Origin of the sequence: Streptomyces sp. NPDC059957 (assembly GCF_042730015.1) — a bacterium.
Classification (GTDB): domain Bacteria; phylum Actinomycetota; class Actinomycetes; order Streptomycetales; family Streptomycetaceae; genus Streptomyces.
Window position 1 is genome coordinate 83,138 of record NZ_JBHWMB010000002.1, and the last position, 20,653, is coordinate 103,790.

Annotated in this window: 20 protein-coding genes and 1 tRNA gene; 3 read left to right on the forward strand and 18 right to left on the reverse strand. The window is 70.5% G+C overall.

All coding sequences use genetic code 11. From position 1 onward, the window contains the following. Window position 1 precedes the first annotated feature (1 nt). The 3 genes from ACFWBW_RS01870 to ACFWBW_RS01880 all read right to left on the reverse strand — a co-directional run bounded on the left by ACFWBW_RS01870 (window position 2) and on the right by ACFWBW_RS01880 (window position 3,673). Window positions 2-685, reverse strand: coding sequence for a response regulator (locus tag ACFWBW_RS01870; RefSeq protein ID WP_385367533.1), 684 nt, complete (start codon window positions 683-685; stop codon window positions 2-4). A 97-nt stretch (window positions 686-782) separates the two neighbouring features. Continuing rightward, window positions 783-2,501 (reverse strand): murein biosynthesis integral membrane protein MurJ, encoded by a 1,719-nt coding sequence (gene murJ, locus ACFWBW_RS01875; RefSeq protein ID WP_385367534.1) that lies wholly within the window; start codon window positions 2,499-2,501, stop codon window positions 783-785. Next, window positions 2,498-3,673 (reverse strand): lipid II:glycine glycyltransferase FemX, encoded by a 1,176-nt coding sequence (locus ACFWBW_RS01880; RefSeq protein ID WP_385367535.1) that lies wholly within the window; start codon window positions 3,671-3,673, stop codon window positions 2,498-2,500. The genes murJ and ACFWBW_RS01880 overlap by 4 nt, the downstream gene beginning before the upstream one ends. A gap of 228 nt (window positions 3,674-3,901) precedes the next feature. Here ACFWBW_RS01880 and ACFWBW_RS01885 point away from each other — a divergent pair, with 228 nt between their 5' ends. Next, complete coding sequence (locus tag ACFWBW_RS01885) at window positions 3,902-5,116, forward strand: Ig-like domain-containing protein (RefSeq protein WP_385367536.1); 1,215 nt, start codon at window positions 3,902-3,904, stop codon at window positions 5,114-5,116. A 170-nt stretch (window positions 5,117-5,286) separates the two neighbouring features. After that, window positions 5,287-6,894, forward strand: coding sequence for a CocE/NonD family hydrolase (locus ACFWBW_RS01890; RefSeq protein ID WP_385367537.1), 1,608 nt, complete (start codon window positions 5,287-5,289; stop codon window positions 6,892-6,894). Window positions 6,895-6,945: 51 nt separating this feature from the next. Here ACFWBW_RS01890 and ACFWBW_RS01895 read toward each other — a convergent pair whose 3' ends face one another. The 13 genes from ACFWBW_RS01895 to ACFWBW_RS01955 all read right to left on the reverse strand — a co-directional run bounded on the left by ACFWBW_RS01895 (window position 6,946) and on the right by ACFWBW_RS01955 (window position 17,149). Then, a complete protein-coding gene (locus ACFWBW_RS01895; RefSeq protein ID WP_385367538.1) occupies window positions 6,946-7,833 on the reverse strand; it encodes an amino acid ABC transporter permease in 888 nt (295 codons plus the stop codon). Continuing rightward, the gene (locus ACFWBW_RS01900) at window positions 7,830-8,474 is read right to left on the reverse strand and encodes an amino acid ABC transporter permease (RefSeq protein WP_274550219.1); all 645 of its coding nucleotides are present in this window, start codon (window positions 8,472-8,474) and stop codon (window positions 7,830-7,832) included. The genes ACFWBW_RS01895 and ACFWBW_RS01900 overlap by 4 nt, the downstream gene beginning before the upstream one ends. A 17-nt stretch (window positions 8,475-8,491) precedes the next feature. Continuing rightward, on the reverse strand, window positions 8,492-9,448 hold the full coding sequence (locus tag ACFWBW_RS01905; RefSeq protein ID WP_385367539.1) for a glutamate ABC transporter substrate-binding protein: 957 nt from the start codon (window positions 9,446-9,448) through the stop codon (window positions 8,492-8,494). 11 nt (window positions 9,449-9,459) lie between these two features. Beyond that, window positions 9,460-10,203 carry an amino acid ABC transporter ATP-binding protein gene (locus tag ACFWBW_RS01910; RefSeq protein WP_385367540.1) on the reverse strand — a complete coding sequence of 248 codons (744 nt, stop codon included), beginning with the start codon at window positions 10,201-10,203 and terminating at the stop codon, window positions 9,460-9,462. A gap of 128 nt (window positions 10,204-10,331) precedes the next feature. Beyond that, complete coding sequence (locus tag ACFWBW_RS01915) at window positions 10,332-10,772, reverse strand: DUF6278 family protein (protein ID WP_385367541.1); 441 nt, start codon at window positions 10,770-10,772, stop codon at window positions 10,332-10,334. Window positions 10,773-10,853: 81 nt separating this feature from the next. Continuing rightward, window positions 10,854-11,633 (reverse strand): exodeoxyribonuclease III, encoded by a 780-nt coding sequence (locus ACFWBW_RS01920; RefSeq protein WP_385367542.1) that lies wholly within the window; start codon window positions 11,631-11,633, stop codon window positions 10,854-10,856. A 30-nt stretch (window positions 11,634-11,663) separates the two neighbouring features. Then, window positions 11,664-12,296: an MBL fold metallo-hydrolase gene (locus tag ACFWBW_RS01925; protein WP_385367543.1), complete on the reverse strand. Its 633-nt coding sequence runs from the start codon at window positions 12,294-12,296 to the stop codon at window positions 11,664-11,666. Between the two features lie 43 nt (window positions 12,297-12,339). Next, a tRNA-Trp gene (locus ACFWBW_RS01930) sits at window positions 12,340-12,414 on the reverse strand. 51 nt (window positions 12,415-12,465) lie between these two features. After that, entirely contained in the window at window positions 12,466-13,056 is a 591-nt protein-coding gene (locus ACFWBW_RS01935) for a hypothetical protein (protein ID WP_385367544.1), read from the reverse strand. Beyond that, window positions 13,053-14,216 (reverse strand): ROK family glucokinase, encoded by a 1,164-nt coding sequence (locus tag ACFWBW_RS01940; RefSeq protein WP_385367545.1) that lies wholly within the window; start codon window positions 14,214-14,216, stop codon window positions 13,053-13,055. Before ACFWBW_RS01940 ends, ACFWBW_RS01935 begins: the two co-directional genes overlap by 4 nt. A gap of 16 nt (window positions 14,217-14,232) precedes the next feature. Continuing rightward, a complete protein-coding gene (locus tag ACFWBW_RS01945) occupies window positions 14,233-15,138 on the reverse strand; it encodes an ATP-binding cassette domain-containing protein (protein ID WP_385367546.1) in 906 nt (301 codons plus the stop codon). Continuing rightward, window positions 15,108-16,163, reverse strand: a complete 1,056-nt coding sequence (locus ACFWBW_RS01950; protein ID WP_385367547.1) for an ABC transporter permease — start codon at window positions 16,161-16,163, stop codon at window positions 15,108-15,110. The genes ACFWBW_RS01945 and ACFWBW_RS01950 overlap by 31 nt, the downstream gene beginning before the upstream one ends. Continuing rightward, window positions 16,160-17,149, reverse strand: coding sequence for a sugar ABC transporter substrate-binding protein (locus ACFWBW_RS01955; RefSeq protein ID WP_385367548.1), 990 nt, complete (start codon window positions 17,147-17,149; stop codon window positions 16,160-16,162). The genes ACFWBW_RS01950 and ACFWBW_RS01955 overlap by 4 nt, the downstream gene beginning before the upstream one ends. A gap of 194 nt (window positions 17,150-17,343) precedes the next feature. Here ACFWBW_RS01955 and ACFWBW_RS01960 point away from each other — a divergent pair, with 194 nt between their 5' ends. Further along, on the forward strand, window positions 17,344-18,348 hold the full coding sequence (locus tag ACFWBW_RS01960; protein WP_385367549.1) for a Gfo/Idh/MocA family oxidoreductase: 1,005 nt from the start codon (window positions 17,344-17,346) through the stop codon (window positions 18,346-18,348). 53 nt (window positions 18,349-18,401) lie between these two features. Here ACFWBW_RS01960 and ACFWBW_RS01965 read toward each other — a convergent pair whose 3' ends face one another. Both ACFWBW_RS01965 and ACFWBW_RS01970 read right to left on the reverse strand, forming a co-directional pair. Beyond that, window positions 18,402-19,586, reverse strand: a complete 1,185-nt coding sequence (locus ACFWBW_RS01965; RefSeq protein ID WP_385367550.1) for a cytochrome P450 — start codon at window positions 19,584-19,586, stop codon at window positions 18,402-18,404. 55 nt (window positions 19,587-19,641) lie between these two features. Further along, complete coding sequence (locus ACFWBW_RS01970) at window positions 19,642-20,562, reverse strand: DMT family transporter (RefSeq protein ID WP_385367551.1); 921 nt, start codon at window positions 20,560-20,562, stop codon at window positions 19,642-19,644. Window positions 20,563-20,653 lie beyond the last annotated feature (91 nt).

Here is a 20,653-nt window from a genome sequence, read left to right on the forward strand (position 1 = left end):
CTTACAGCGGGCCGAAGCGGTAGCCGAAGCCGCGCACGGTCTGTATGTAGCGGGGGGCGCCGTCGGGGTTCTCGATCTTGTGGCGCAGGCGGCGTACGCAGGCGTCCACCAGCCGGGCGTCGGCGTGGTAGCTGTGCTCCCACACGTATTCGAGGAGCTGCTGGCGGGAGAAGACCTGCTCGGGCGAGGCCGACAGGTGCAGCAGGAGCTTGATCTCGCTGGGGGCCAGGGGCAGCCGCTCGCCGTTCCTGGCGACGGTGAGCCCGGCGCGGTCGACGGCCAGCTCGCCGTGGAACTCCACGTCGGGGCGGCCGCCGGCGGGCTCGGTGAGGCGGCGCAGCACGGCCTTGATGCGGGCCTCGATGACCTCGGTGCGGGCGGGTTTGACGATGTAGTCGTCGGCGCCGGCCTCCAGGCCGACGACTATGTCGAAGTCGTCCCCGCGTGCGGTGAGCATGATGATCGGCACCTGGCTGGTCTCGCGGATCCGGCGGCAGACCTGGACGCCGTTGATGCCGGGCAGCATGAGGTCGAGCAGGACGAGCTCGGGGTGGAAGCTCGCCATGAGTTCGAGTCCGGCCTCGCCGGTCTCGGCGGCGCTCACGTCGTGGCCCCTGCGGCGCAGGCCGAGACCCACGCCCTCCCTGATGGAAGGGTCGTCCTCGATCAGCAGTACGCGTGGCATCGGGTCAGTATTCCAGGGTCGTCGATCGGTCCCCTCCCGCTTTCGGCCGATATGTACGGCGGCGGCCGGCAGTGGGTCCGGCCGGGGACGGCGACTCCTAGCGCCTGTCCTGGCGACCGGTCTTGCGGCGTACGGAGTCCAGCAGGTCGGTGATCTCCGCGAGCCGCAGGGGGCGGGCGAGGAGTAGGACGACGAGGACGATCACCGTGGTTCCCACCGCGACCCCGGCGAAGTTCCCGAGCGGACCTTCGATGTTCCCGATCCGGTCGAGGGAACGCGCGGCCGCGTACCCGGCGGCGGCGGCCGGGGTGCAGGCGGCGAGAAGCCGCAGGTGGGTCCGTACGGCGGTGTTCTTGCGCTGGGTACGGGTCCCCGTGCGCGGCCCGAGCCGCCGGGACAGGACGTACGCGGTGACGGCCGCGCCCGCGGTGAAGGCGATCGAGCAGGCCGCGGCCATGCCGGTGACGGCCCAGCGCGACGGCAGCACCAGGTACGCCGCGACCGAGAGCCCGGCGTTGAGTGCGGCGATGGTGAGGTTGAGGAAGAAGGGGGTCCGGGTGTCGGAGAGGGCGTAGAAGCCGCGGGAGAGCACGTACTGCGCGGAGTAGGCGATCAGGCCGGGTGCGAAGGCCGCGAGCATGCCGGCCATGACGGCGACGTCGGCGGGACCGGTGCGCCCGTACTCGAAGACGCTGCCGATCACCCAGGGCGCGAGCGCGGCGAAGAGCGCGGCGGCCGGGACGACGAGGGCGGCGGTGGAGCGCAGCGCGTAGGAGACGTCCTTGCGCACGGCCGCGAGGTCACCGTCGGCGGCGGAGGAGCTCATCCGGGGCATGAGGGCGGTGACGAGGGAGACGGTGATGATGCCCTGCGGGACCATCCACAGCAGGTAGGCGTTGCTGTAGGCGGTGTATCCGGCGCCGCCGGCGAGGCCCTCGGCGACGGCGTGCGCCCCGGTGGCGGTGGAGAGCCGGGTGACGACCCAGTACGCGATCTGGTTGGTCAGGACGAGCAGGACGAGCCAGCCCGCGTTGCGCAGGGGGCGGGCCAGGCCGCTGCCCCGCCAGTCGAAGCGGGGGCGCCAGCGGAAGCGGGCGGCACGCAGCGAGGGGATCAGGCCGAGGGCCTGGACGACGATGCCGGCGGTGGTGCCGATGCCCAGCAGCCGGGTCTCGGAGGCGCTGAGGCCGTCGCCCGCGCCGTAGGAGAGGTACAGGAAGAGCCCGAACACGCCGATAACGACGAGGTTGTTGAGGACCGGGGTCCACATCATGGCGCCGAACCGGCCTCGGGCATTGAGCACTTGCCCGAGCAGGGTGAACAGCCCGTAGAAGAGGATCTGCGGGAGGCAGTAGCGGGCCAGGGCCACGGTCGTGGACTCCTGGCCGCCGCTGTAGCCGGTGTACGCCGCGACGATGAGCGGGGCGGCCAGTACGGCGGCGGTGGTGAGGACCAGCAGCGCGGCCGTGCAGACGGTGAGCAGCCGGTCGGTGTAGGCGGCGCCGCCGTCCTCGTGCTCCTTGGCGGCGCGGACCAGCTCGGGGACGAAGACCGCGTTGAGGGCGCCGCCGATGAGCAGGATGTACAGGATGTTCGGGACGGTGTTGGCGACCGCGTAGCCGTCGCCGAGCAGGGTGGTGCCCAGCGCGGCGACGATCACGGAGGAGCGGACGAAGCCGGTGGCGCGGGAGACGATCGAGCCGGCGGCCATGAGCGCGCCGCTGCGCAGCACCGAGGTCTTCTTCGGTGCCGCGCGGTCGGTGCCGGTCTCTGTCGCGGCCGGGGTGTCGGCCGTTCTGGGGTCTGCGAGGGTCACCGGCGGGCCATGTACGCCTGGAACGCCTTGTAGAGGGCCGTGTTGGCGTATCCGTCCATGGAGGTCTCCCACTCGCCGAGGGTTTCGACGACCTGTCCGCCGGTGCCGAGCTTCCAGCGCAGCAGCCCGAAGGAACGTTCGTCGGGGTCGAGGGTGGAGGGTACCCCGCGCATGTCGTATTCGTCCGCTCCGAGTGCATGTGCGTCACACATCATGCGCCACTGCAGGGCGTTACTGGGGCGGACCTCGCGGCGGTGGTCGGCGGAGGCGCCGGTCTGGTACCAGACCCGGCTGCCGGCCACGATCATGGTGTGCGCGGCGAGGATCTCGCCCTGGTGAACTCCCAGGTAGAGGCGCATGCGGCCGGGCTCTTCCGCGTTCAGGACCTCGTACTGCTGCTGGTAGTACGCCGGCGAGCGGCCGAGCCGGAAGCCGTCGCGCTCCTCGGTGATGCGCAGCAGCCCGTAGAACTCGGGCAGGTCGGCCGCGGTGCCGATGACCGTCTCGACCCCCGCCTTCGTGGCCTTGCGCACATTGCGCCGCCACTCCTGGTTCAGGCCCGACCACAGTTCGTCGAGGGTGCGCCCGGCGAGCGGTACGCGGAAGACGTGGCGGGGCTGCGCGTCGCCGTCGTCCTCGCCTCCACAGCGCTTCCAGCCGCGGGTGCGCAGCCGGTCGGCGAGCGCGGCGCCGACCGGGTCCACCTCGGTGGCGAGCACGTCGGAGATCTGCCGGCCCGGGCCGGTGCCCGCCTTGGCGGTGGCCGCGTCCCAGCGGCGGTAGGCGGGGGTGGGACCGATGCGCACGGCGAAAGCGCCGGAGGCCTTGAGGTGGTTCTTGAGGGGGGTCAGCCAGCGGTCGATGTCGGGGTCGGCCCAGTCCGCGACGGGCCCCTCGGGGAGGTAGGCGAAGTATTTGCGGGTCCCGGGGAATTGGCGATAGAGAACGAGACCGGCACCCTCTATTTCACCGCCGGGGTAGTGCCATCCGACCCTTTCGGAGCGCCAAAGGTCCTTTACGCTGCCCCAGGACGGGTACTGGAGGAAGCTGGCCCGGCCATGCCTGAAAAGGAATGCCTGATATTCCGGAACGGACAGCGGGCGCACGGTGAGCTCCCTGTCCCGGCTCCGGGTCTGGTGCTGCTGGGTGGGGGTCACGAGCAGTGCACACACGGCTGACCGGCCTTCCTGTACGTCCTGAGTACGTCCGAATCGGTGGATGTACAGGACTCTCACAGGCGCCCGTGACCGCCGTGTCCGGCGATTGTGACCGGACGATGACCGTATCGCTGCGGTCCATGTCACACAGGAATTCCTGAAGTTTTCCTGATCTCCCGCAACCTAGAGTCGTTCCGTTCGCATCTTCTTTTGCGGACGATCATTACTTCGGAGGGGTTTTCGTTGAGCCGCACACGCCGGGTCTTCTCTGTACGCAGCCGCACCGCAGTGGCGGCCGGCACCGCATTGCTGGCCGCTTCGCTGGCCGCCTGTGGTGGCGGTGGCGCCGCCGCGGGCGGCGGAGCCAAGGCGGAGTTGAAGGAGAAGCCGGCCATGGCGGTCTCGGTGAACCTCGCCGGCGGCCAGGTGAAGGCGGGGGCGCCGGTGACCGTGACGATCGCCGAGGGCAAGCTCGCGACGGTGAAGGTCACCGATGCCAAGGGCGGTGAGCTGGCCGGGCAGATATCCGCCGACGGGAAGACCTGGACCTCACAGGGCAACGCCCTGCCCTCGGCCGACTACAAGGTCGAGGCCCAGAACACGGACAGCCAGAGCGCCACGACGACGTTCAAGACCTCGGCTCCCGACAAGGTGAACAAGGTCTCGATCAACATCCCCAAGGGCAGCACCGTGGGCGTGGCCATGCCGGTCTCGATCGTCTTCGACAACCCGGTGAAGGACAAGGCCGCGGTCGAGAAGCAGTTGAAGGTCACCACCTCGAACGCCACCGAGGGCTCGTGGGGCTGGATCACGGACTACTCGGGCAAGGACCGCGTCGACTGGCGGCCCAAGGAGTACTGGAAGTCCGGCACCGACGTGAAGGTCCAGATGAACCTGAACGGGGTCGACTCCGGCCCCGGGGGCGGGATGTTCGTCAAGGACTACACCACCGAGTTCAAGATCGGTAAGGACCGCGAGGTGAAGGTGAACCTCGACACGAAGAAGGCGACGGTCACCGAGAACGGCGAAGTCGTCAACACCATTCCGATCTCGGCGGGCACGCCCGGCGGCAAGAAGGCCTCCTGGAACGGGAAGCTGGTGATGATGACGAAGGAGGGCACCATCCGGATGGACTCCCAGACGGTGGGCCTGGGCGACTCCTACGACAAGATGGTCGACTACTCGATCCGGCTGACCTGGTCGGGCATGTACGTGCACTCCGCACCGTGGAACACGGCCAACTTCGGCCGTGCCAACACCAGTTCGGGCTGCGTGGGGATGAGCGACGAGAACGCCAAGGCCTTCTTCGCGGCGGCCCAGGTGGGCGACCCGTTCGAGGTCGTGGGCCAGGGATCCAAGGGCAACCCGGACCTCGGCAACGGCTACGGCGAGTGGAACCTGAGCTGGGAGCAGTGGCAGGGCAAGAGCGCCGCGGCCGGAACCCCGCAGGTCGGCTGAGCGCGGCGGGGCCGCAGCCCCTCCCCTCATCCGCCCCTCCCCCCCTTCCGTGAAGTTGACCATCATTCAATCGTTACCGGCACGTAACTTACTCACGGGTTACTTCCGGTAAGCCCCTCCCGTTACCGTCGGGTCACTTTGACACCCCCGGCACACGCGAGGAGCGATCGATGGTCCGTACCGTCCGCACCACCAGCACCGCGACTGCCATGGCAGCCGTACTGGCAGCAGCCGCCCTGGGCCTGGCCCCCCATCAGGCCCAGGCGGCTCCCGCCCGTACGACCACCGCCGTCTCGGAAGCCTCCGCAGCCTCGTCGGCGATCACCTTCCACGACATCCCCGGCTCCGGCGGCATCACCCTCAAGGGCAACGTCTTCACCCCGGCGGGCGCCGGGGCCGGCGCGAAGTACCCGCTGATCGTGCTGCCGACCAGCTGGGGCATGCCCCAGATCGAATACATCGCCCAGGCCAAGAAGCTCGCCGACTCCGGTTACGTGGTGGTCAGTTACACCTCCCGCGGCTTCTGGCTCTCCGGCGGCGAGATCGAGACCGCCGGCCCGAAGGACATCGCGGACGTCTCCGCCGTCATCGACTGGGCGCTCGCCAACACCCCGGCCGACGCCGCTCACATCGGCACGGGCGGAGTCTCGTACGGCGCGGGCATCAGCCTGCTGGCCTCCGCGAGCGATCCGCGCATCAAGGCCGTGGTCGCGCTCAGCGGCTGGGCCGATCTCATCGAGTCCATCTACTCCGGCCGCACCCAGCACCTCCAGGCCGCCGCCCTGCTCGGCGGCGCCGGCTTCCTCACCGGGCGCCCCGGCCCCGAACTCCAGCAGATCCTCGGCGACTTCCTCGGCTCGAAGCTGGACCGGGAACCGCAGATGATCGAGTGGGGCAAGAAGCGCTCGGCCGCCGAGAAGGTGGACGCGATCAACGCCAACGGCGCGGCGATCATGCTCGGCAACGCCTGGGGCGACACCATCTTCCCGCCCAACCAGTACGCGAAGTTCTTCGAGAAGCTGACCGGTCCCAAGCGCCTGGAGTTCCGCCCCGGCGACCACGCCACCGCCGAGGCCACCGGGCTCCTCGGACTGCCCAACGACACCTGGACCAACGCCCACCGCTGGTTCGACCGCTACCTCAAGGGCACGGCCAACGGCGTCGACGCCGAGGCCCCCGTCCAGATCAAGCCCCGCAGCAACGGCGGGTACGAGGGTTACGCCGACTGGAAGTCGGTCGGCTCCGGCGGCGCCGAGAAGCTGCTGCTCTCCGACAGCGAGCACCTGTTCACCGGCATCGACTCCGGCGCCAACGGCGGGATCGTCATGCTCTCCAGCCTGCTCGACCAGATCGCCCAGGCTCCGCCCACCGCCTCCATCCCGCTGCTCCCCCGCGCCTTCGCCGCCGTCTGGCAGTCGCCGCGCTACGAGGAGGAGCGCCGCGTCCGCGGCACGGTCAGGCTGCACACCACCGTCACGCCCTCGAAGTCCGACGGCACCTTCGTCGCGTACCTCTACGACGTGGGCCCGCTCGGCATCGGGAAGCTGATCAGCAACGCCCCGTACACCTTCCACGGAAAGCCGGCCGGGCAGTCCTTCGGCGTGGACCTGGAGCTCTTCTCCACCGCCTACGACGTCCCGGCCGGGCACCGCCTCGCGGTCGTCGTCGACACCGTCGACGCGCTGTACATCGAGCACAACCCGACCGGCGGGCAGCTGACCTTCTCCTCGCCGCGCACCGATCCCTCGTACGTCTCGGTGCCGCTGCGCGAGCAGTGATCCGCGGCTGCTGCCGGGCCGGGTGTGGCTCTGGGGGGTACGCCCTCCGGGTCAGATCCGGCCCGGCAGCGCCGTTCCGGGGTCGGCCACGTCGATGTCGATGTCGACCGCCTTGGTCTTGGGGTTGCGCCGCTCGCGCCGGGCCACCCAGGTGGCGAACCAGGACAGGAGCATGCACATCCCGATGTAGATCGGCGAGATGATCATCACGACGGGGATGAAGGGCAGGTCGTAGTCGAGGTTGGAGGCGATCAGCTTGCCCGCGTGCAGGAACTCCTCGTAGGTGATCAGGTAGCCGAGCGAGGTGTCCTTGAGGGCGACCACGAGCTGGCTGATGATCGTGGGCAGCATCGCCCGGACCCCCTGCGGGGCCAGGACGTAGGTCATCACCTGGGTCTTGCGCATGCCCAGGGCGTACGCGGCCTCGCGCTGGCCCTTCTCCACCGAGTTGATGCCCGTCCGGAAGACCTCGGCCAGCACCGAGCCGTTGTACAGGGTCAGTCCGGCGACCAGCGCGGGCAGCGGCTGGACCTTGAGCGCCACGAAGATGAAGAAGATCATCACCAGCACCGGCATGGCCCGGAAGAACTCCACGCACAGCGTGCACAGCCAGCGCACCGGCCGGTGGACCGAGAGCCGGCCCGTCGCGAGCACCGCGCCGAGCAGGAGCGAGAGCACCGAGGCGTAGGCGAAGGCCTTGAGGGTGTTCCACAGGCCCTTGAGCAGCAGCTCCTGGATGCCCTTGTAGGTGAAGGGGCTCCACTTGGCGGCGGTGAACTGCTCCGTGTCGAAGAGCAGGTAGAGCAGCCAGCCGAGCAGCCCGAGGATGACGGCCGTCGAGGCGATCCCGTAGAAGAAGTGGCGGCGCTGGGCGCGCGGGCCCGGCAGGTCGTAGAGGGCGGTGGACTCCAGGTCACCGTGGAGCGCGTGCGCGGTCATCGGGCGACTCCGTAGCGCTTTTCGAGCACGTTGAACAGCGCGCTGATGGACAGGGTGATGATCAGGTAGCCCACCGCGATCCAGACGAAGGTCCAGATGATGCTGTAGCCCAGCTCGTTGAGGGTCTTGTACGTGCCCAGCAGCTCGGTGACGCTGAAGGCCCCGGCGATCGCCGAGTTCTTGGCGAGCGCGATGAGTGTGGAGCCGATGGGCGGGATCACTGACCGGAAGGCCTGCGGCAGTACGACCGTGCCCAGGGTCTGCCCGAAGGACATGCCCAGGCTGCGGGCCGCCTCGCCCTGGCCCTTGGGCACGGTGTTGATGCCGGAGCGCAGGACCTCGCAGATGAAGGCGGAGGTGTAGCAGCCCAGGGCCAGCACCGCGAAGAGCTGGAAGGGCAGGACCAGGCCGAAGCGCGGCAGGCCGAGCAGGACGGCGAAGAAGAGCAGGGTGAGCGGGGTGTTGCGCAGGATGGTCACCCAGACGGTGCCGAAGACCCGGAAGGAGCCGACGGGGGCGACGCGGAAGGAGGCCATCAGGAAGCCGAGGACCAGGGCCAGGAGGGAGGCGTAGACCGTGAGTTCCACGGTGCCGAGGAAGCCCTTCCCGTAGAGCGAGAAGTTTTCGGTGAGTACGTCCATGGCGGTGCGCTCTCCCCTCAGCTCGCCGGGTAGCGGTCGATGGCGGGCGGCGCGGGCGCGGGCTGGCCGGAGAGGCCGAGCGTGGCCTCGTACGCCTTCTTCCAGTTGCCGTTCTTCTCGTTCGCGGCGAGGGCGTCGTCCAGTGCGAAGCGCAGCGCGTTGTCGGAGCGCGGCACGCCGATGCCGTACGGCTCCTCGGAGAAGGGCTTGCCGACCACCTTGAGCTCCTCGGGGACCTTGGCCGCGTAGCCGAGGAGGATGGAGTCGTCGGTGGAGACGGCGTCGACCTGGTAGGTCAGCAGGTTGTCCACGCAGACCGAGTACGTGTCGTAGGCGACGAGGACGGCACGCGGGAACTCCTTCTGGAGCCGCTGGTACGGGGTGGAGCCGGCGGCCGAGCAGACCTTCTTGCCGTCGAGGTCCTCGGGGCCCTTGATGTCCGTCTCCCCCTTCCGCACGAGCAGGGACTGGCCGGCCATGAAGTAGGGGCCGGCGAAGCCGACCTGCTTCTTGCGGTTGTCGTTGATCGTGTAGGTGCCCACGTAGTAGTCGATCTGGCCGTTCTGCAGGGCCGTCTCGCGGTTGGCGGAGGCGATGGTCTTGAACTCGATCGTCTTGGGGTCGAAGCCGAGCGAGGCCGACATCATCTTGGCGATCTCGATGTCGAAGCCGGAGTAGCGGCCGCTCGCGGGGTCCTTCTCCCCCATGTACGGCTGGTCCTCCTTGGCGCCGACCACCAGGTGGCCGCGCTTCTTGGCCTTCGTCCAGGTCGGGGAGTCGGGCAGCTGGAAGCCGGTGGCGACCTGGTAGACGGGCAGGTCCTCGGGCTGCGGTCCCTTGACCGGCGGGCTGCCGGACTTGCCGCAGCCGGCGAGGGCGCCCAGCAGGACGAGGGCGGCGGCGAGGGCGGGCAGGAGCCTGGCGCGCGGGGCCCTGGCCCGGGTGCGCGGGGCGTTCGTCGGAAGCTGTCTCATCGGGCCGCCCCTCAGTGCTTGAGGATCTTGGAGAGGAAGTCCTTGGCCCGGTCGCTCTCGGGGGCGGTGAAGAAGGCCTCCGGGGTCCGGTCCTCGACGATCTTCCCGTCGGCCATGAACACGACGCGGTTGGCGGCGGAGCGGGCGAAGCCCATCTCGTGGGTGACCACGACCATGGTCATGCCCTCCGCGGCGAGCTGCTGCATGACCTCCAGCACCTCGTTGATCATCTCCGGGTCGAGCGCGGAGGTGGGCTCGTCGAAGAGGAGGGCCTTGGGGTTCATGGCGAGGGCGCGGGCGATGGCCACGCGCTGCTGCTGGCCGCCGGAGAGCTGGGCGGGGAACTTCTCGGCCTGGTTCGCGAGGCCCACCCGCTCCAGCAGCTCGCGGGAGCGCTTGTCGGCCTCCTCCTTCTTGCGCTTCCTGACCTTGATCTGGGAGAGGGAGACGTTGGCGAGGACCGTCTTGTGCGCGAAGAGGTTGAAGGACTGGAAGACCATCCCCACGTCGGCGCGGAGCGCGGCGAGCTCCTTGCCCTCGGCAGGCAGCGGCTTGCCGTCGAGCGTGATCGTGCCCGACTCGATCGTCTCCAGTCGGTTGATCGCCCGGCACAGGGTCGATTTGCCGGAGCCGGAGGGGCCGATGACCACCACCACCTCCCCGCGGCCGACGGTGAGGTTGATGTCCTGGAGGACGTGCAGTTGTCCGAAGTGCTTGTTGACGTCCCGCAGCTCGATCAACGGATCGACGGCCATACGCTGCCCTGCCCACTTGTCGGTGTGTCGAGGTCAGCGCAAACTATCCAGCCGGGGAAGGGCACTTCACCGCGACACGCCTAAAAGCCGCATAAAGGCCCGCGAGGTCAGCCTTACGTGGCCCCGTCTCAGCCTTCCGAGGCCTCGGCGTAGGCCTGGCTGAGCTCGGGGGATCCCGTCATCGCCCAGGACACCCCCGACTCGACCACGTTCAGTTCGCGGCCCGAGGCCAGCCGGATCATCGGCTGGCCGTTGGGCCACACCTGCCAGGCGGCGCCGGGGACGGAGCGGATGATCACCGTCCCGAGGTAGAAGCCCGCGTCGTTGCCCAGCCACGGCGTGATCTCCGGATCCCGGCGCCAGCGCGGCATCAGCTGGTCGATCTTCTCCAACGAGCCCGGGCTCTCGTCGAGTTCGAACCCGGCCGAGCGCGCGTGGGCGCGCAGCATCTCGCATTCCGCGAACATCTCGTTGATGCCCTCGGGATCGTCCGCGAGGGCCGCGGCGAGTCCCGCACCCGGTTCCGCTTCGTGTCGATTGATCCAGTTGGCCAGGAAAGGGATGTTCATGGAGCCAGCCTGACACCCGGATCCCGGCCGGGCGACTGGGCGCGCGCGGACTGTGACAGATCGGGGAGGGCTAGGCGCCCCCTAGACCTCCAGGTCGACGACGACCGGCGCGTGGTCGGAGGCGCCCTTGCCCTTGCGCTCCTCGCGGTCCACGTAGGAGTCGGTGACGGCCTTGGCGAAGGCCTCGTTCCCGTAGACCAGGTCGATGCGCATGCCCCTGTTCTTCGGGAAGGCCAGCATCCGGTAGTCCCAGAAGGTGTACGGCCGGTCGTACTTGAGCGCGCGCGGGAAGACGTCGGAGAGCCCGGCCGCCCGCAGCTGCTCCAGGGCGGCCCGCTCGGCCGGGGTGACGTGGGTGAGGCCCTCGAAGACCGCCGGGTCGTAGACGTCCTCGTCGGTCGGGGCGACATTGAAGTCACCGAGCACCGCGAACGGGCGCTCCCCCGCCGCGTCTTCCGCGATGGCGGTGGACAGGGCCCGGAACCAGTCCAGCTTGTAGCCGTAGTGGTCGTGCTCGACCTCGCGCCCGTTGGGCACGTACACCGACCAGACGCGCACCCCGCCGCAGGTGGCGGAGATCGCGCGGGGCTCCTGGACCCCCTCGTAGTCGGGCCCGCCGGGCAGCCCGACGACCACGTCCTCCAGGCCCACCTTGGAGAGCAGGGCCACGCCGTTCCACCGGCCGGTGGCGTTGACCGCCGACTCGTAGCCCAGGGCGCGCAGCTCCTCGTACGGGAACTGCTCCGCGGAGCACTTGGTCTCCTGGATGCACACGACATCGGCGGCGGAGCTCTCCAGCCAGGCCAGCAGGCGCGGCAGCCGGGCGGTGATCGAGTTGACGTTGAACGTGGCGATACGCATGCCGTCCAACCTACCGCCCGGCACCGACAGTCAAAGGTCGGCCGTGTCCCCGGCGGTGAGTCGGGTGTGCGGGGAGCCGCCGAGGGCGTTCAGGGCGGAGTCGTAGACCGGTCGGGCGAGGTCCGCGAGGTAGGCGTCGTGGATGTCGATGGCCACGCGCGGCTTGACCGCGCGGACGTAGTCAACGACCTCGGAGATCTTGTTCCACGGGGCGTGCACCGGGAGCATCAGCGTGTCCACGGGGGCGTCCGGCACGGTCAGCGCGTCGCCGGGGTGGAAGAGCGAGCCGTCGACCAGGTAGCCGACGTTGGTGACCCGCGGAATGTCCGGATGGATCACGGCGTGCAGCTCGCCGTGCACCTGCACGTCGAAGCCGGCCGCGGTGAAGGTGTCCCCGTGGCCCACGGTGTGGACGCGGCCCGGATAGGCGGGGGCCAGCTTCTCCGCGACGCTGCGCAGGGTCCACAGCCCCGCCGCCGGGTTCGCGTCGAGGGCGGCGCGCAGCCGGCCCTCCTCGAAGTGGTCGGGGTGCTCGTGGGTGACGAGCAGGGCGTCGGCGCCGAGTCCGGCGTCCGCTTCGCTGAAGGCGCCCGGGTCGATGACGAGCACGAGCCCGTCCTTCTCCAGCTGGACGCAGGAGTGCAGCCGCTTGGTGAGCTTCATGATCGAAGGCTAGCGGGGGTGAGCGCGGGGGGCGGCGGGAAGGCGGAGCCGGCCGGATTCGAACCGGCGTCCTCGCGATGTTGGAGACCGCGCGCGACGACCTCTGCGCTACGGCTCCGCCCCGGGCAGCACTCTATCCACGAGGCAGACGGGAGTTCGACGGCAGGCCCTAGGGCACGGTCGTGGAGACCACGTACACCTTGGCGACGCGGGGGTCCGACAGGTCGACGGTGATGTCCCGGGTGGGCCGCGGGTCCTCCGCTTCGAGGGTGGTCCCGAGCCACTTGATGTCGGGCGTCCAGGTCCAGCCGGCGACCGAGGTGTCGTGCTCGGAGATCGCCGACCCGGGGGTCAGCTCCTTGCGGCTGGTGCCGACGGAGGACAGGAAGGCGTCCAGGTCGCCCGGGACCACGGCGAACTGCGCGTACAGCCGGCTGGTGCGCCAGTTGTTGGTCTCCAGGAATCCGACGCGCCAGGCCTTCGGCGGGATCGGCACCTCGTAGATGCTGCGCTGCACCTTGGACGGCCAGCCGGGGCGCACCGTGTCGGCGCCGACCTTGGCGGCCTTGTCTCGGCCGCTCTGGCGGCTCTGCTGGGCGGACACCGCGAGGTAGCCCGCCGGGACGCCGACCAGGAGCAGGATGATGATCGCGGTGATCCAGCGGCGCCGCACCACGTGCTTGCGGTCCTCGACGGGCATCGGCGCGGCGGGCCGCTCGTCGGGGGACGGGGCCTGGCGGGGCAGGGAGGGCGGGGTCACTGCTGTTCCTGGTCCTCGGGGCCGGTGGCGGAGTCGCGCCGGCCGAACTGCGCGTAGCGCTCGTACCGCTCGACGCGCCGGCGCGTGGCGCGGCGGAAGCGGCGGGCGACGAGACGGGAGAGGTCGGCGGCGCCGACCATGCCTGCTTCGGGGCCGAGCTGGGCCTTGGCGATGCGGGCCTCGGGGCGGTAGCCGCGGCCGGTGAGGTGGCGGCGGAAGGCGTCGCGGGCGGGGCCGATCAGCAGGTCGTCGGCGGCGCTGACGCCGCCCCCGATGACGAAGCAGGAGGGGTCGAGGGCGGCCGCGAGGTTGGCGATGCCGACGCCGAGCCACTGGCCGATGTCCTGGAGCAGTTCGACGCACATGGCGTCGCCCTCGCGGGCCAGCTCGGTGATGAGCGGCCCGGTGATCTCCGAGACGTTGCCGCCGACGCGGGCGATCAGGTTGTGCGCGACCGGGGAGTCGGCGGCGGCCAGCTCGCGGGCCTCGCGGACCAGGGCGTTGCCGGAGCTGTACTGCTCCCAGCAGCCGCGGTTGCCGCAGGGGCAGCGGTGGCCCCCGGGGACCACCTGCATGTGGCCGAACTCGCCGGCGACCCCGTAGCGGCCGCGCTTGACCTGGCCGCCTTCGAGGATCGCCCCGCCGATCCCGGTGCCCAGGGTGATCATGACGAGGTGGTCCTCGCCGCGGCCGGCGCCGAAGCGCCACTCGGCCCAGGCGGCGGTGTTGGCATCGTTGTCCACCATGACCGGGACCGCGAGCCGGGACTGGAGCGCGTCGCGCAGCGGTTCGTCGCGCCAGGCCAGGTGCGGGGCGAAGAGCACGCGGGAGCGGTCGGCGTCGACCCAGCCGGCGGCGCCGATGCCCACGGCGTGCACGTCGTGCCGGTCGGAGAGGTCGAGGACCAGCTCGACGATGGTGTCCTCGACCACCTTGGGGCTCTTGGACTTGTCCGGGGTCTCGGTCCGGATCTTCTCCAGGATGACCCCGTCCGCGTCCACGACCCCGGCCATCACCTTGGTGCCGCCGATGTCGATGCCGACGGTCGGAACGCGCGGTGCGGTCAGGTGCGAGCGGCGCTCACGGGTCCCGATGGTCCGCAGGACGGTGCCTCGCGCCGCCCCCCGGTGGGCGAGCGTGAAGTCCCGGTACGTGCTCATCGAGTCGTGTCGTCCCTCATGGTGCGGCGGGGCCCGGAGTGGGGCCGGATGCCGGGTCGGATGGAGTGGCCGGTGGGGAGGCGGATGCGCTGTCAGGACCTGATTCTGCCACTCGCTCCAGTTCGTGGCTCAGTTCGTCGAGCTCCGAGCCGCCCGCCATCTGCCGCGTGAGCTCGTCCAGGGTGATCGAGTCGCGGGTGTGGCTGCCCGCCATGGTGCCGCGTTTGAGCAGCACGAACCGGTCTCCGACCAGGTGGGCGTGGTGGGGATTGTGTGTGATCAGGACCACGCCGAGGCCCGCGTCACGGGCCGCGGCCACGTACTTGAGGACCACCCCGGACTGCTTGACGCCGAGGGCGGCCGTGGGCTCGTCGAGTACGAGGACCTTCGCGCCGAAGTGGACGGCGCGGGCGATGGCCACGCACTGCCGCTCGCCGCCGGACAGGGTGCCGATGGGCTGGTCCACGTCCCGCAGGTCGATGCCCATGCGCAGCAGCTCGGCGCGGGTGGTCCGGCGCATGAGGTCCACGTCGAGGCGGCGGAAGGGGCCGCGGCCCTTGGTCGGCTCGGAGCCGAGGAAGAAGTTGCGCCAGACGGGCATGAGCGGGACCACGGCGAGGTCCTGGTAGACGGTGGCGATGCCGTGGTCGAGGGCGGCGCGCGGGTTGGCGAGCACGGTCTCCTCGCCCTCGATCTCGAAGGTGCCGGCGTCGTGCCGGTGCAACCCCGCGATGATCTTGATGAGAGTGGACTTGCCGGCGCCGTTGTCGCCGAGGACGCAGGTGATCTCGCCGGCCGAGACCTCCAGGGAGACGTCCTGGAGGGCGCGGATGTTGCCGTAGTACTTGCTGACCTCGGTCAGCTTCACCAGAGCCGGTGCGGTCTCGGACATCACTTCGCCTCCGCCCGCTTGCGGACCCATGCGTTGAGCAGCGTGGCCAGCAGCAGCATCGCGCCGAGGAAGAACTTGAACCAGTCCGGGTTCCACTGGGCGTACACGATGCCGTTGCTGGTCATGCCGAAGATGAAGGCGCCCACGGCGGAGCCGATGGCCGAGCCGTATCCGCCGGTCATCAGACAGCCGCCGATGACGGCCGCGATGATGTACAGGAACTCGTTGCCGACGCCCTCGCCCGACTGGACCACGTCGAACGAGAAGAGGATGTGCTGCCCGGAGATCCAGGCGCACAGCGCGACGCCCATGTACAGGCCGATACGGGTCTTCACGACCGGCACGCCGGTCGCGCGGGCCGCGTCCGCCCCGCCGCCGACGGCGAAGATCCAGTTCCCGGCGCGGGTGCGCAGCAGGATCCAGGTGGCCACGGCGACCAGGACCAGCCACCACAGGATGGTGACCTTGAGGGTGACCGAGCCGAAGGTCCACTGCGAGGCGAAGAGCGCGCGGGCGGAGGAGAAGCCCTCCATGTCGGCGATGGTCTTGGTGGAGACCGAGCCGCTGATCAGCTTGGTGAAGCCGAGGTTCAGGCCGGTCAGCATCAGGAAGGTGCCGAGCGTGATGATGAAGCTGGGCAGTTTCGTGCGGGTCAGCATGAACCCGTTGAAGAACCCGATCCCCAGGGTGACCAGCAGCGATACGAGGACGCCCACCCAGACGTTGGCGGTCATCTGGTAGCTGAACATCGAGCTGAGCAGCGCCGACGAGGTGACCATGACCCCGGCGGACAGGTCGAACTCTCCGCCGATCATGAGCAGGGCCACCGGGACGGCCATGATGCCGATGGTGGAGGCCGAGTACAGGATCGTGCTCAGGCTGGAGGCCCGCAGGAAGCTGTCGGCGGCGAAGGAGAAGAAGACGAAGACGGCCGCCGCGCCGACCACCGCGCCGAGCTCGGGCCGGCCGAGCAGGCGGCGCAGCAGCGAGGTGGGCGCGAGCCGCTCGTCGCGCGGGGCGGGAGCCGGGGCGGGGGCCTTGGTGGTGGTGCTCATCGGCTGCCCCGGTTGATGAACTTCTCCAGGGTGGCCGCCTCGGCCCCCGTGACGATCTGGGGTCCGGTGAGCACCGGCCGGCCGCCGCCGAGCACGTCGGCGTTGTAGCGGTAGAGCCAGAGCAGGTCGACGGCCTCGTAGCCCTGGAGGTAGGGCTGCTGGTCGACGGCGAATCCGAGGGCGCCGGACTTCAGGTCGCGGGCGACGGAGGCGTTGAGGTCGAAGGTGTCGACCTCGGCCTTGCTGCCCGCCGCGTCCTTGGCCTTGACGGCCGTGGGGGCGAAGGGCGCGCCGAGGGTGACGATCGCGTCGACGGAGGGGTCGGCCTGGAGCTTGGCCTGGAGGGCGGCCTGGACGGACGGCATGTTGGTGCCCTCGACGTACAGGTTCTCCAGGGTCCCGCCGGACTCGCCGAAGGTCTTCTTCGCTCCGGCGCAGCGCTGCTCGTGGCCCACGTTGCCCTGCTCGTGCAGGACGCAGACGGCCTTCTTGCGGCCTCGCTTGCCCAGCTCGGTGCCGACCGCCTCGCCGGCGATCTCCTCGTCCTGGCCGATGTGGGTGAGCGCCCCGTACTCGGCGGACTGGGCGGATCCGGAGTTGACCGTGATCACCGGGATGCCGGCCTTGACGGCCTTGGCGAGGACGTCCTTGAGGGCCTCGGGCTTGGCCAGGGAGACGATCAGCCCGTCCACCTTCTGGTCGATCGCGTTCTGGACGAACTGGGCCTGCTGCTGCGCCTGATCGTCGTGGGCGTAGACGAAGTTGATGTTGTCCTTCGCCGCGGCCTCCTTGGCGCCCTTCTGCACGATGTCCCAGAAGGTGTCGCCGTCTCCCGCGTGGGTCACCATCGCGAAGGTCCAGCGCGGAGTGGAAACGGCGGGCCGGCCCGCCGCCTCGGCCTTCGCGCGGTCCTCGGCGCGCTTGCCGCCCGTGCTGCTGCAGCCCACGAGGGAGGCACCCAGTACCGCCGCGAGCACCGCGCCCACGAGGCGTACCCCTGTCCGAACCCTAGCCACGTCTGCCCGTGCCTTTCGTTTGTCGCCCCGTACCGGTTTCTTCGAGTCGCAGCCGCCCAGTATCCGTCACAGTGCACCATGCAAGGTCATCGGGGCCATTGCGGACCGTGCCGGACACAGCGGGACAGATTGACAGCTCCCCCGGACGGGGTCACGTTGAGTGCATGCGCATCGGGCTCATCGGCACGGGCCGGATCGGTTCCTTCCACGCGTCGGCACTGGCCCGCCAGGCGGACGCGAGCTCGCTCCTGCTCGCCGACGCCGACCCCGCGCGGGCGGCGCGCCTCGCCGACCGGCTCGGGGCCACCGCCGCGCCCACCGTCGAGCAGATCTTCACCTGGGGCGTGGACGCGCTGGTGGTGTCCTGCGCCACCGAGGGGCACGCGGACCTCGTCGTACGGGCGGTCCGCGGCGGGCTGCCGGTGTTCTGCGAGAAGCCGGTCGCCCCCGACCTGGAGCGCACCCTGGCGGTGCTGCGCGAGGTGGCCTCGGCCGGCGGGGTGCTCCAGATCGGCTTCATGCGCCGCTTCGACGCGGGCTACACGACAGCGCGCGAGCTGGTCCGCTCCGGAGCCCTGGGCCGGCTGCACACCGTACGGACCACGACCGCGGATCCCTCGCCGCCGGGCGCCGAGTACCTGCGGACCTCGGGCGGGCTGTACCGGGACTGCCTGGTGCACGACTTCGACATGGTCCGCTGGGTGACCGGGCACGAGGTGAGCGAGGTGTACGCGACGGGGTCGGACGCGGGACCGCCGCGGTTCCGGGAGGCGGGTGACATCGACACGGCTTCCGCCGTCCTCACCCTGGACGACGGGACGCTGGTCTCCAGTACCGGTACGCGGTGCAACGGCGCCGGGTACGACGTACGGATGGAGCTGGCCGGGGAGCTGGACCAGGTCTCCACCGGGCTGGACGACCGTACGCCGATCGCCTCGACCGAACCGCAGGGACCGCCCCCGGCGACCAAGCCCTGGCCCGGGTTCCTGGAACGCTTCGCTCCCGCCTACGAGGCCGAGCTGGCGGCCTTCGTCCGGCTGGTGCGGGGCGAGGGCCCCAATCCGTGCGACGGCGTCGAGGCGCTCGCCGCGTTCCGCGTGGCGGAGGCCTGCGAGCTCTCGCGGCGGGAGCGGCGCCGGGTCGCACTGGCGGAGCTCCCGGACCTCTGAGGACCGCGAGCAGCTCCCCTGAGTGCGTAAACCGCCCGTCCCGTCCACGCCGGCTACCAGGACACCGGGTGCCGGGTCGTCCCGCGGATCAGGGTCCCCGGCGCCCATTCGAGGACGGCCGGCTCCTCCCGGAGGTCCGGGAAGCGTTCCACCAGGGACCGGATCGCGATCCGGCCCTCCAGTCGGCCGAGCGGGGCGGCGACGCAGTGGTGGATGCCGTGTCCGAAGGCGATGTGCCCGCCGCGGCAGGTGCGATGGATGTCGAAGGTGTCCGGGCGGTCGAAGCGGGCGGGGTCCCGGTCGGCGGCGGCCAGGCAGACGAGCACGCCGGAGCCGGCTTCGATGAAGGTGCCGCCGATCTCCAGGTCCGTGGCGGCGAAGCGGAACGTGGCCGTCTCCACCGGGCCGTCGTAGCGCAGGATCTCCTCGACGGCGCCGTCGATCAGTCCGCCGGGGTCGGCGCGCAGGGCGGCGAGCTGGTCGGGGTGGGTCAGGAGCGCCCGCATGCCGTTGGAGACCAGGTGCACGGTGGTCTCGTGCCCGCCGACCATCATCAGGACTGCCATGGCGATCAGTTCCTGGCGGGAGAGCCGGTCTCCACCGTCCCCCCGGCTGGTCACCCAGTCGCTGAGCAGGTCCTCGCCCGGATCGGCGATCTTGGCGTCGACGAGACCGGCCGTGTAGGCGGTCATGGCGCGCACGGCCGCGTTCTCGGACTCCACCCCGGTGGGCGAGACCATCTCGGTGATCCAGCCGTGGAAGGCGTCGCGGTCGGCCTCCCCGACCCCGAGGAGTTCGCAGATCACGGTCATGGGCAGCGGCTGGGCGAAGGCCTCGACCAGGTCGGCGCGGCGCTCGGGGAGGGCCTCCATCGCGTCGAGGAGCCCGTCGACGATCTCCTGGATGCGCGGGCGCAGCGTCTCGATCCGACCGGGTGCGAAGGAGCGGGACACCAGCCGGCGCAGCCGGGTGTGGTCCGGCGGGTCGGCGCGCATCATGTTGGCGCTGGCCTCGGTCTGCTCCCGGTCGGCGTAGAGCCCGGAGGTCAGCCAGTTCTTGGACACCGCGGGGTGCGTGAGGGCCTGGCGGGCCTCCTGGTGACCGACGATCAGCCAGACCTCCTGGCCGTCGGCCGCCTTCACGCGGTGGACGGGCCCCTCCGCACGCAGGCGCGCGTAGTGGGGGTACGGGTTCTCGTTGAAGTCTTCGGCGATCGTACTGAGGTCCAGGACCGGCATGTGGCCACCCTAGACCGGGAGTTGATCTACTCCGGGGCGGGTTTCGGCCATTTGCTCAGCCAGCCGCGCGCCGCCCCCAGGCGGTACCCGCGAGTACGAGCGCGACCCCCGCGAAACCGGCCGCGCCGAGCTGCTCGCCGCCGATGGCGATGCCCGCCGCCGCGGCCCACAGGGGTTCGGTGCCGAGCAGCAGGCTGACGCGGGAGGGCGAGGTGCGGCGGACGGCCCACATCTGCACGAAGAAGGCGAACAGGGTGCAGAAGACGGAGAGGAAGGCGAGCCCGGCCCACTCGGCCGGACCGAAGTCGGCGGCGGCCGCCCAGGGGCTCGCGCCGGTGCCGGGCAGCAGGGCCAGTACGGCGAACACGGCGACCGCGGTCCCGAGCTGGACGGTCGTCAGGGAGAGCGAGTCCGCCTCCTGCACGGCCTTGATCCGGGCCATGAGCAGGACGTGCACCGTCCGCGCGAGCGCGGCGCCGAGGATGAGGAGGTCGCCGAGGCTCGGGGTGGTGAAGCCCGCGCCCTGGGTGAGCAGGACGACTCCGCAGACGGAGACGGCCGCGGCGCCGAGGAAGGCGGGCGAGGGGGCTTCGCGGCGGACGGCCGACTCGGCGAGCGGGGTGAAGATCATGGTCAGGCTGATGATGAGCCCGGCGTTGGTGGCGGAGGTGTGGACGACCCCGTAGGTCTCCAGCAGGAAGATTCCGCCGAGTACGAGCCCCAGCGCTCCGGCGCCGCGCAGTTGGGCGGGGGTGAGCGCGCGCAGCCGTCGCCGGCCGGCGACGGCCAGGACGGGCAGGACCAGCGCGAAGCGCAGGACGAGCACCGCGATCACGGTGTGCGTGGTGGTGACGCCCTTGGCGGCGAGGTAGCTGCCGCCCCAGACGACGGCGACCAGCAGCACCGGCAGATCGGCGAGCCAGGCCCTGCGGGGCGAGGCGACGGGAGCGGGGCTGGGGGCGGCGATGGTGGACACCGGTTCTCCAACGGCAGAAGGCAGGTGGAGACTTCGGCGGCTCGCACGGGGGAAGGGCCCAAACTACCGGAGCACGATCGGCCGGTCGAGC

Bases quoted from the DNA above. Each gene is read 5' to 3' on its own strand.
- ACFWBW_RS01870 (WP_385367533.1), bottom strand. From the start codon at position 685: ATGCCACGCGTACTGCTGATCGAGGACGACCCTTCCATCAGGGAGGGC.
- ACFWBW_RS01890 (WP_385367537.1), top strand. From the start codon at position 5,287: ATGGTCCGTACCGTCCGCACCACCAGCACCGCGACTGCCATGGCAGCC.
- ACFWBW_RS01895 (WP_385367538.1), bottom strand. From the start codon at position 7,833: ATGACCGCGCACGCGCTCCACGGTGACCTGGAGTCCACCGCCCTCTAC.
- ACFWBW_RS01900 (WP_274550219.1), bottom strand. From the start codon at position 8,474: ATGGACGTACTCACCGAAAACTTCTCGCTCTACGGGAAGGGCTTCCTC.
- ACFWBW_RS01905 (WP_385367539.1), bottom strand. From the start codon at position 9,448: ATGAGACAGCTTCCGACGAACGCCCCGCGCACCCGGGCCAGGGCCCCG.
- ACFWBW_RS01910 (WP_385367540.1), bottom strand. From the start codon at position 10,203: ATGGCCGTCGATCCGTTGATCGAGCTGCGGGACGTCAACAAGCACTTC.
- ACFWBW_RS01915 (WP_385367541.1), bottom strand. From the start codon at position 10,772: ATGAACATCCCTTTCCTGGCCAACTGGATCAATCGACACGAAGCGGAA.
- ACFWBW_RS01920 (WP_385367542.1), bottom strand. From the start codon at position 11,633: ATGCGTATCGCCACGTTCAACGTCAACTCGATCACCGCCCGGCTGCCG.
- ACFWBW_RS01925 (WP_385367543.1), bottom strand. From the start codon at position 12,296: ATGAAGCTCACCAAGCGGCTGCACTCCTGCGTCCAGCTGGAGAAGGAC.
- ACFWBW_RS01940 (WP_385367545.1), bottom strand. From the start codon at position 14,216: ATGAGCACGTACCGGGACTTCACGCTCGCCCACCGGGGGGCGGCGCGA.
- ACFWBW_RS01945 (WP_385367546.1), bottom strand. From the start codon at position 15,138: ATGGGTCCGCAAGCGGGCGGAGGCGAAGTGATGTCCGAGACCGCACCG.
- ACFWBW_RS01950 (WP_385367547.1), bottom strand. From the start codon at position 16,163: ATGAGCACCACCACCAAGGCCCCCGCCCCGGCTCCCGCCCCGCGCGAC.
- ACFWBW_RS01960 (WP_385367549.1), top strand. From the start codon at position 17,344: ATGCGCATCGGGCTCATCGGCACGGGCCGGATCGGTTCCTTCCACGCG.
- ACFWBW_RS01965 (WP_385367550.1), bottom strand. From the start codon at position 19,586: ATGCCGGTCCTGGACCTCAGTACGATCGCCGAAGACTTCAACGAGAAC.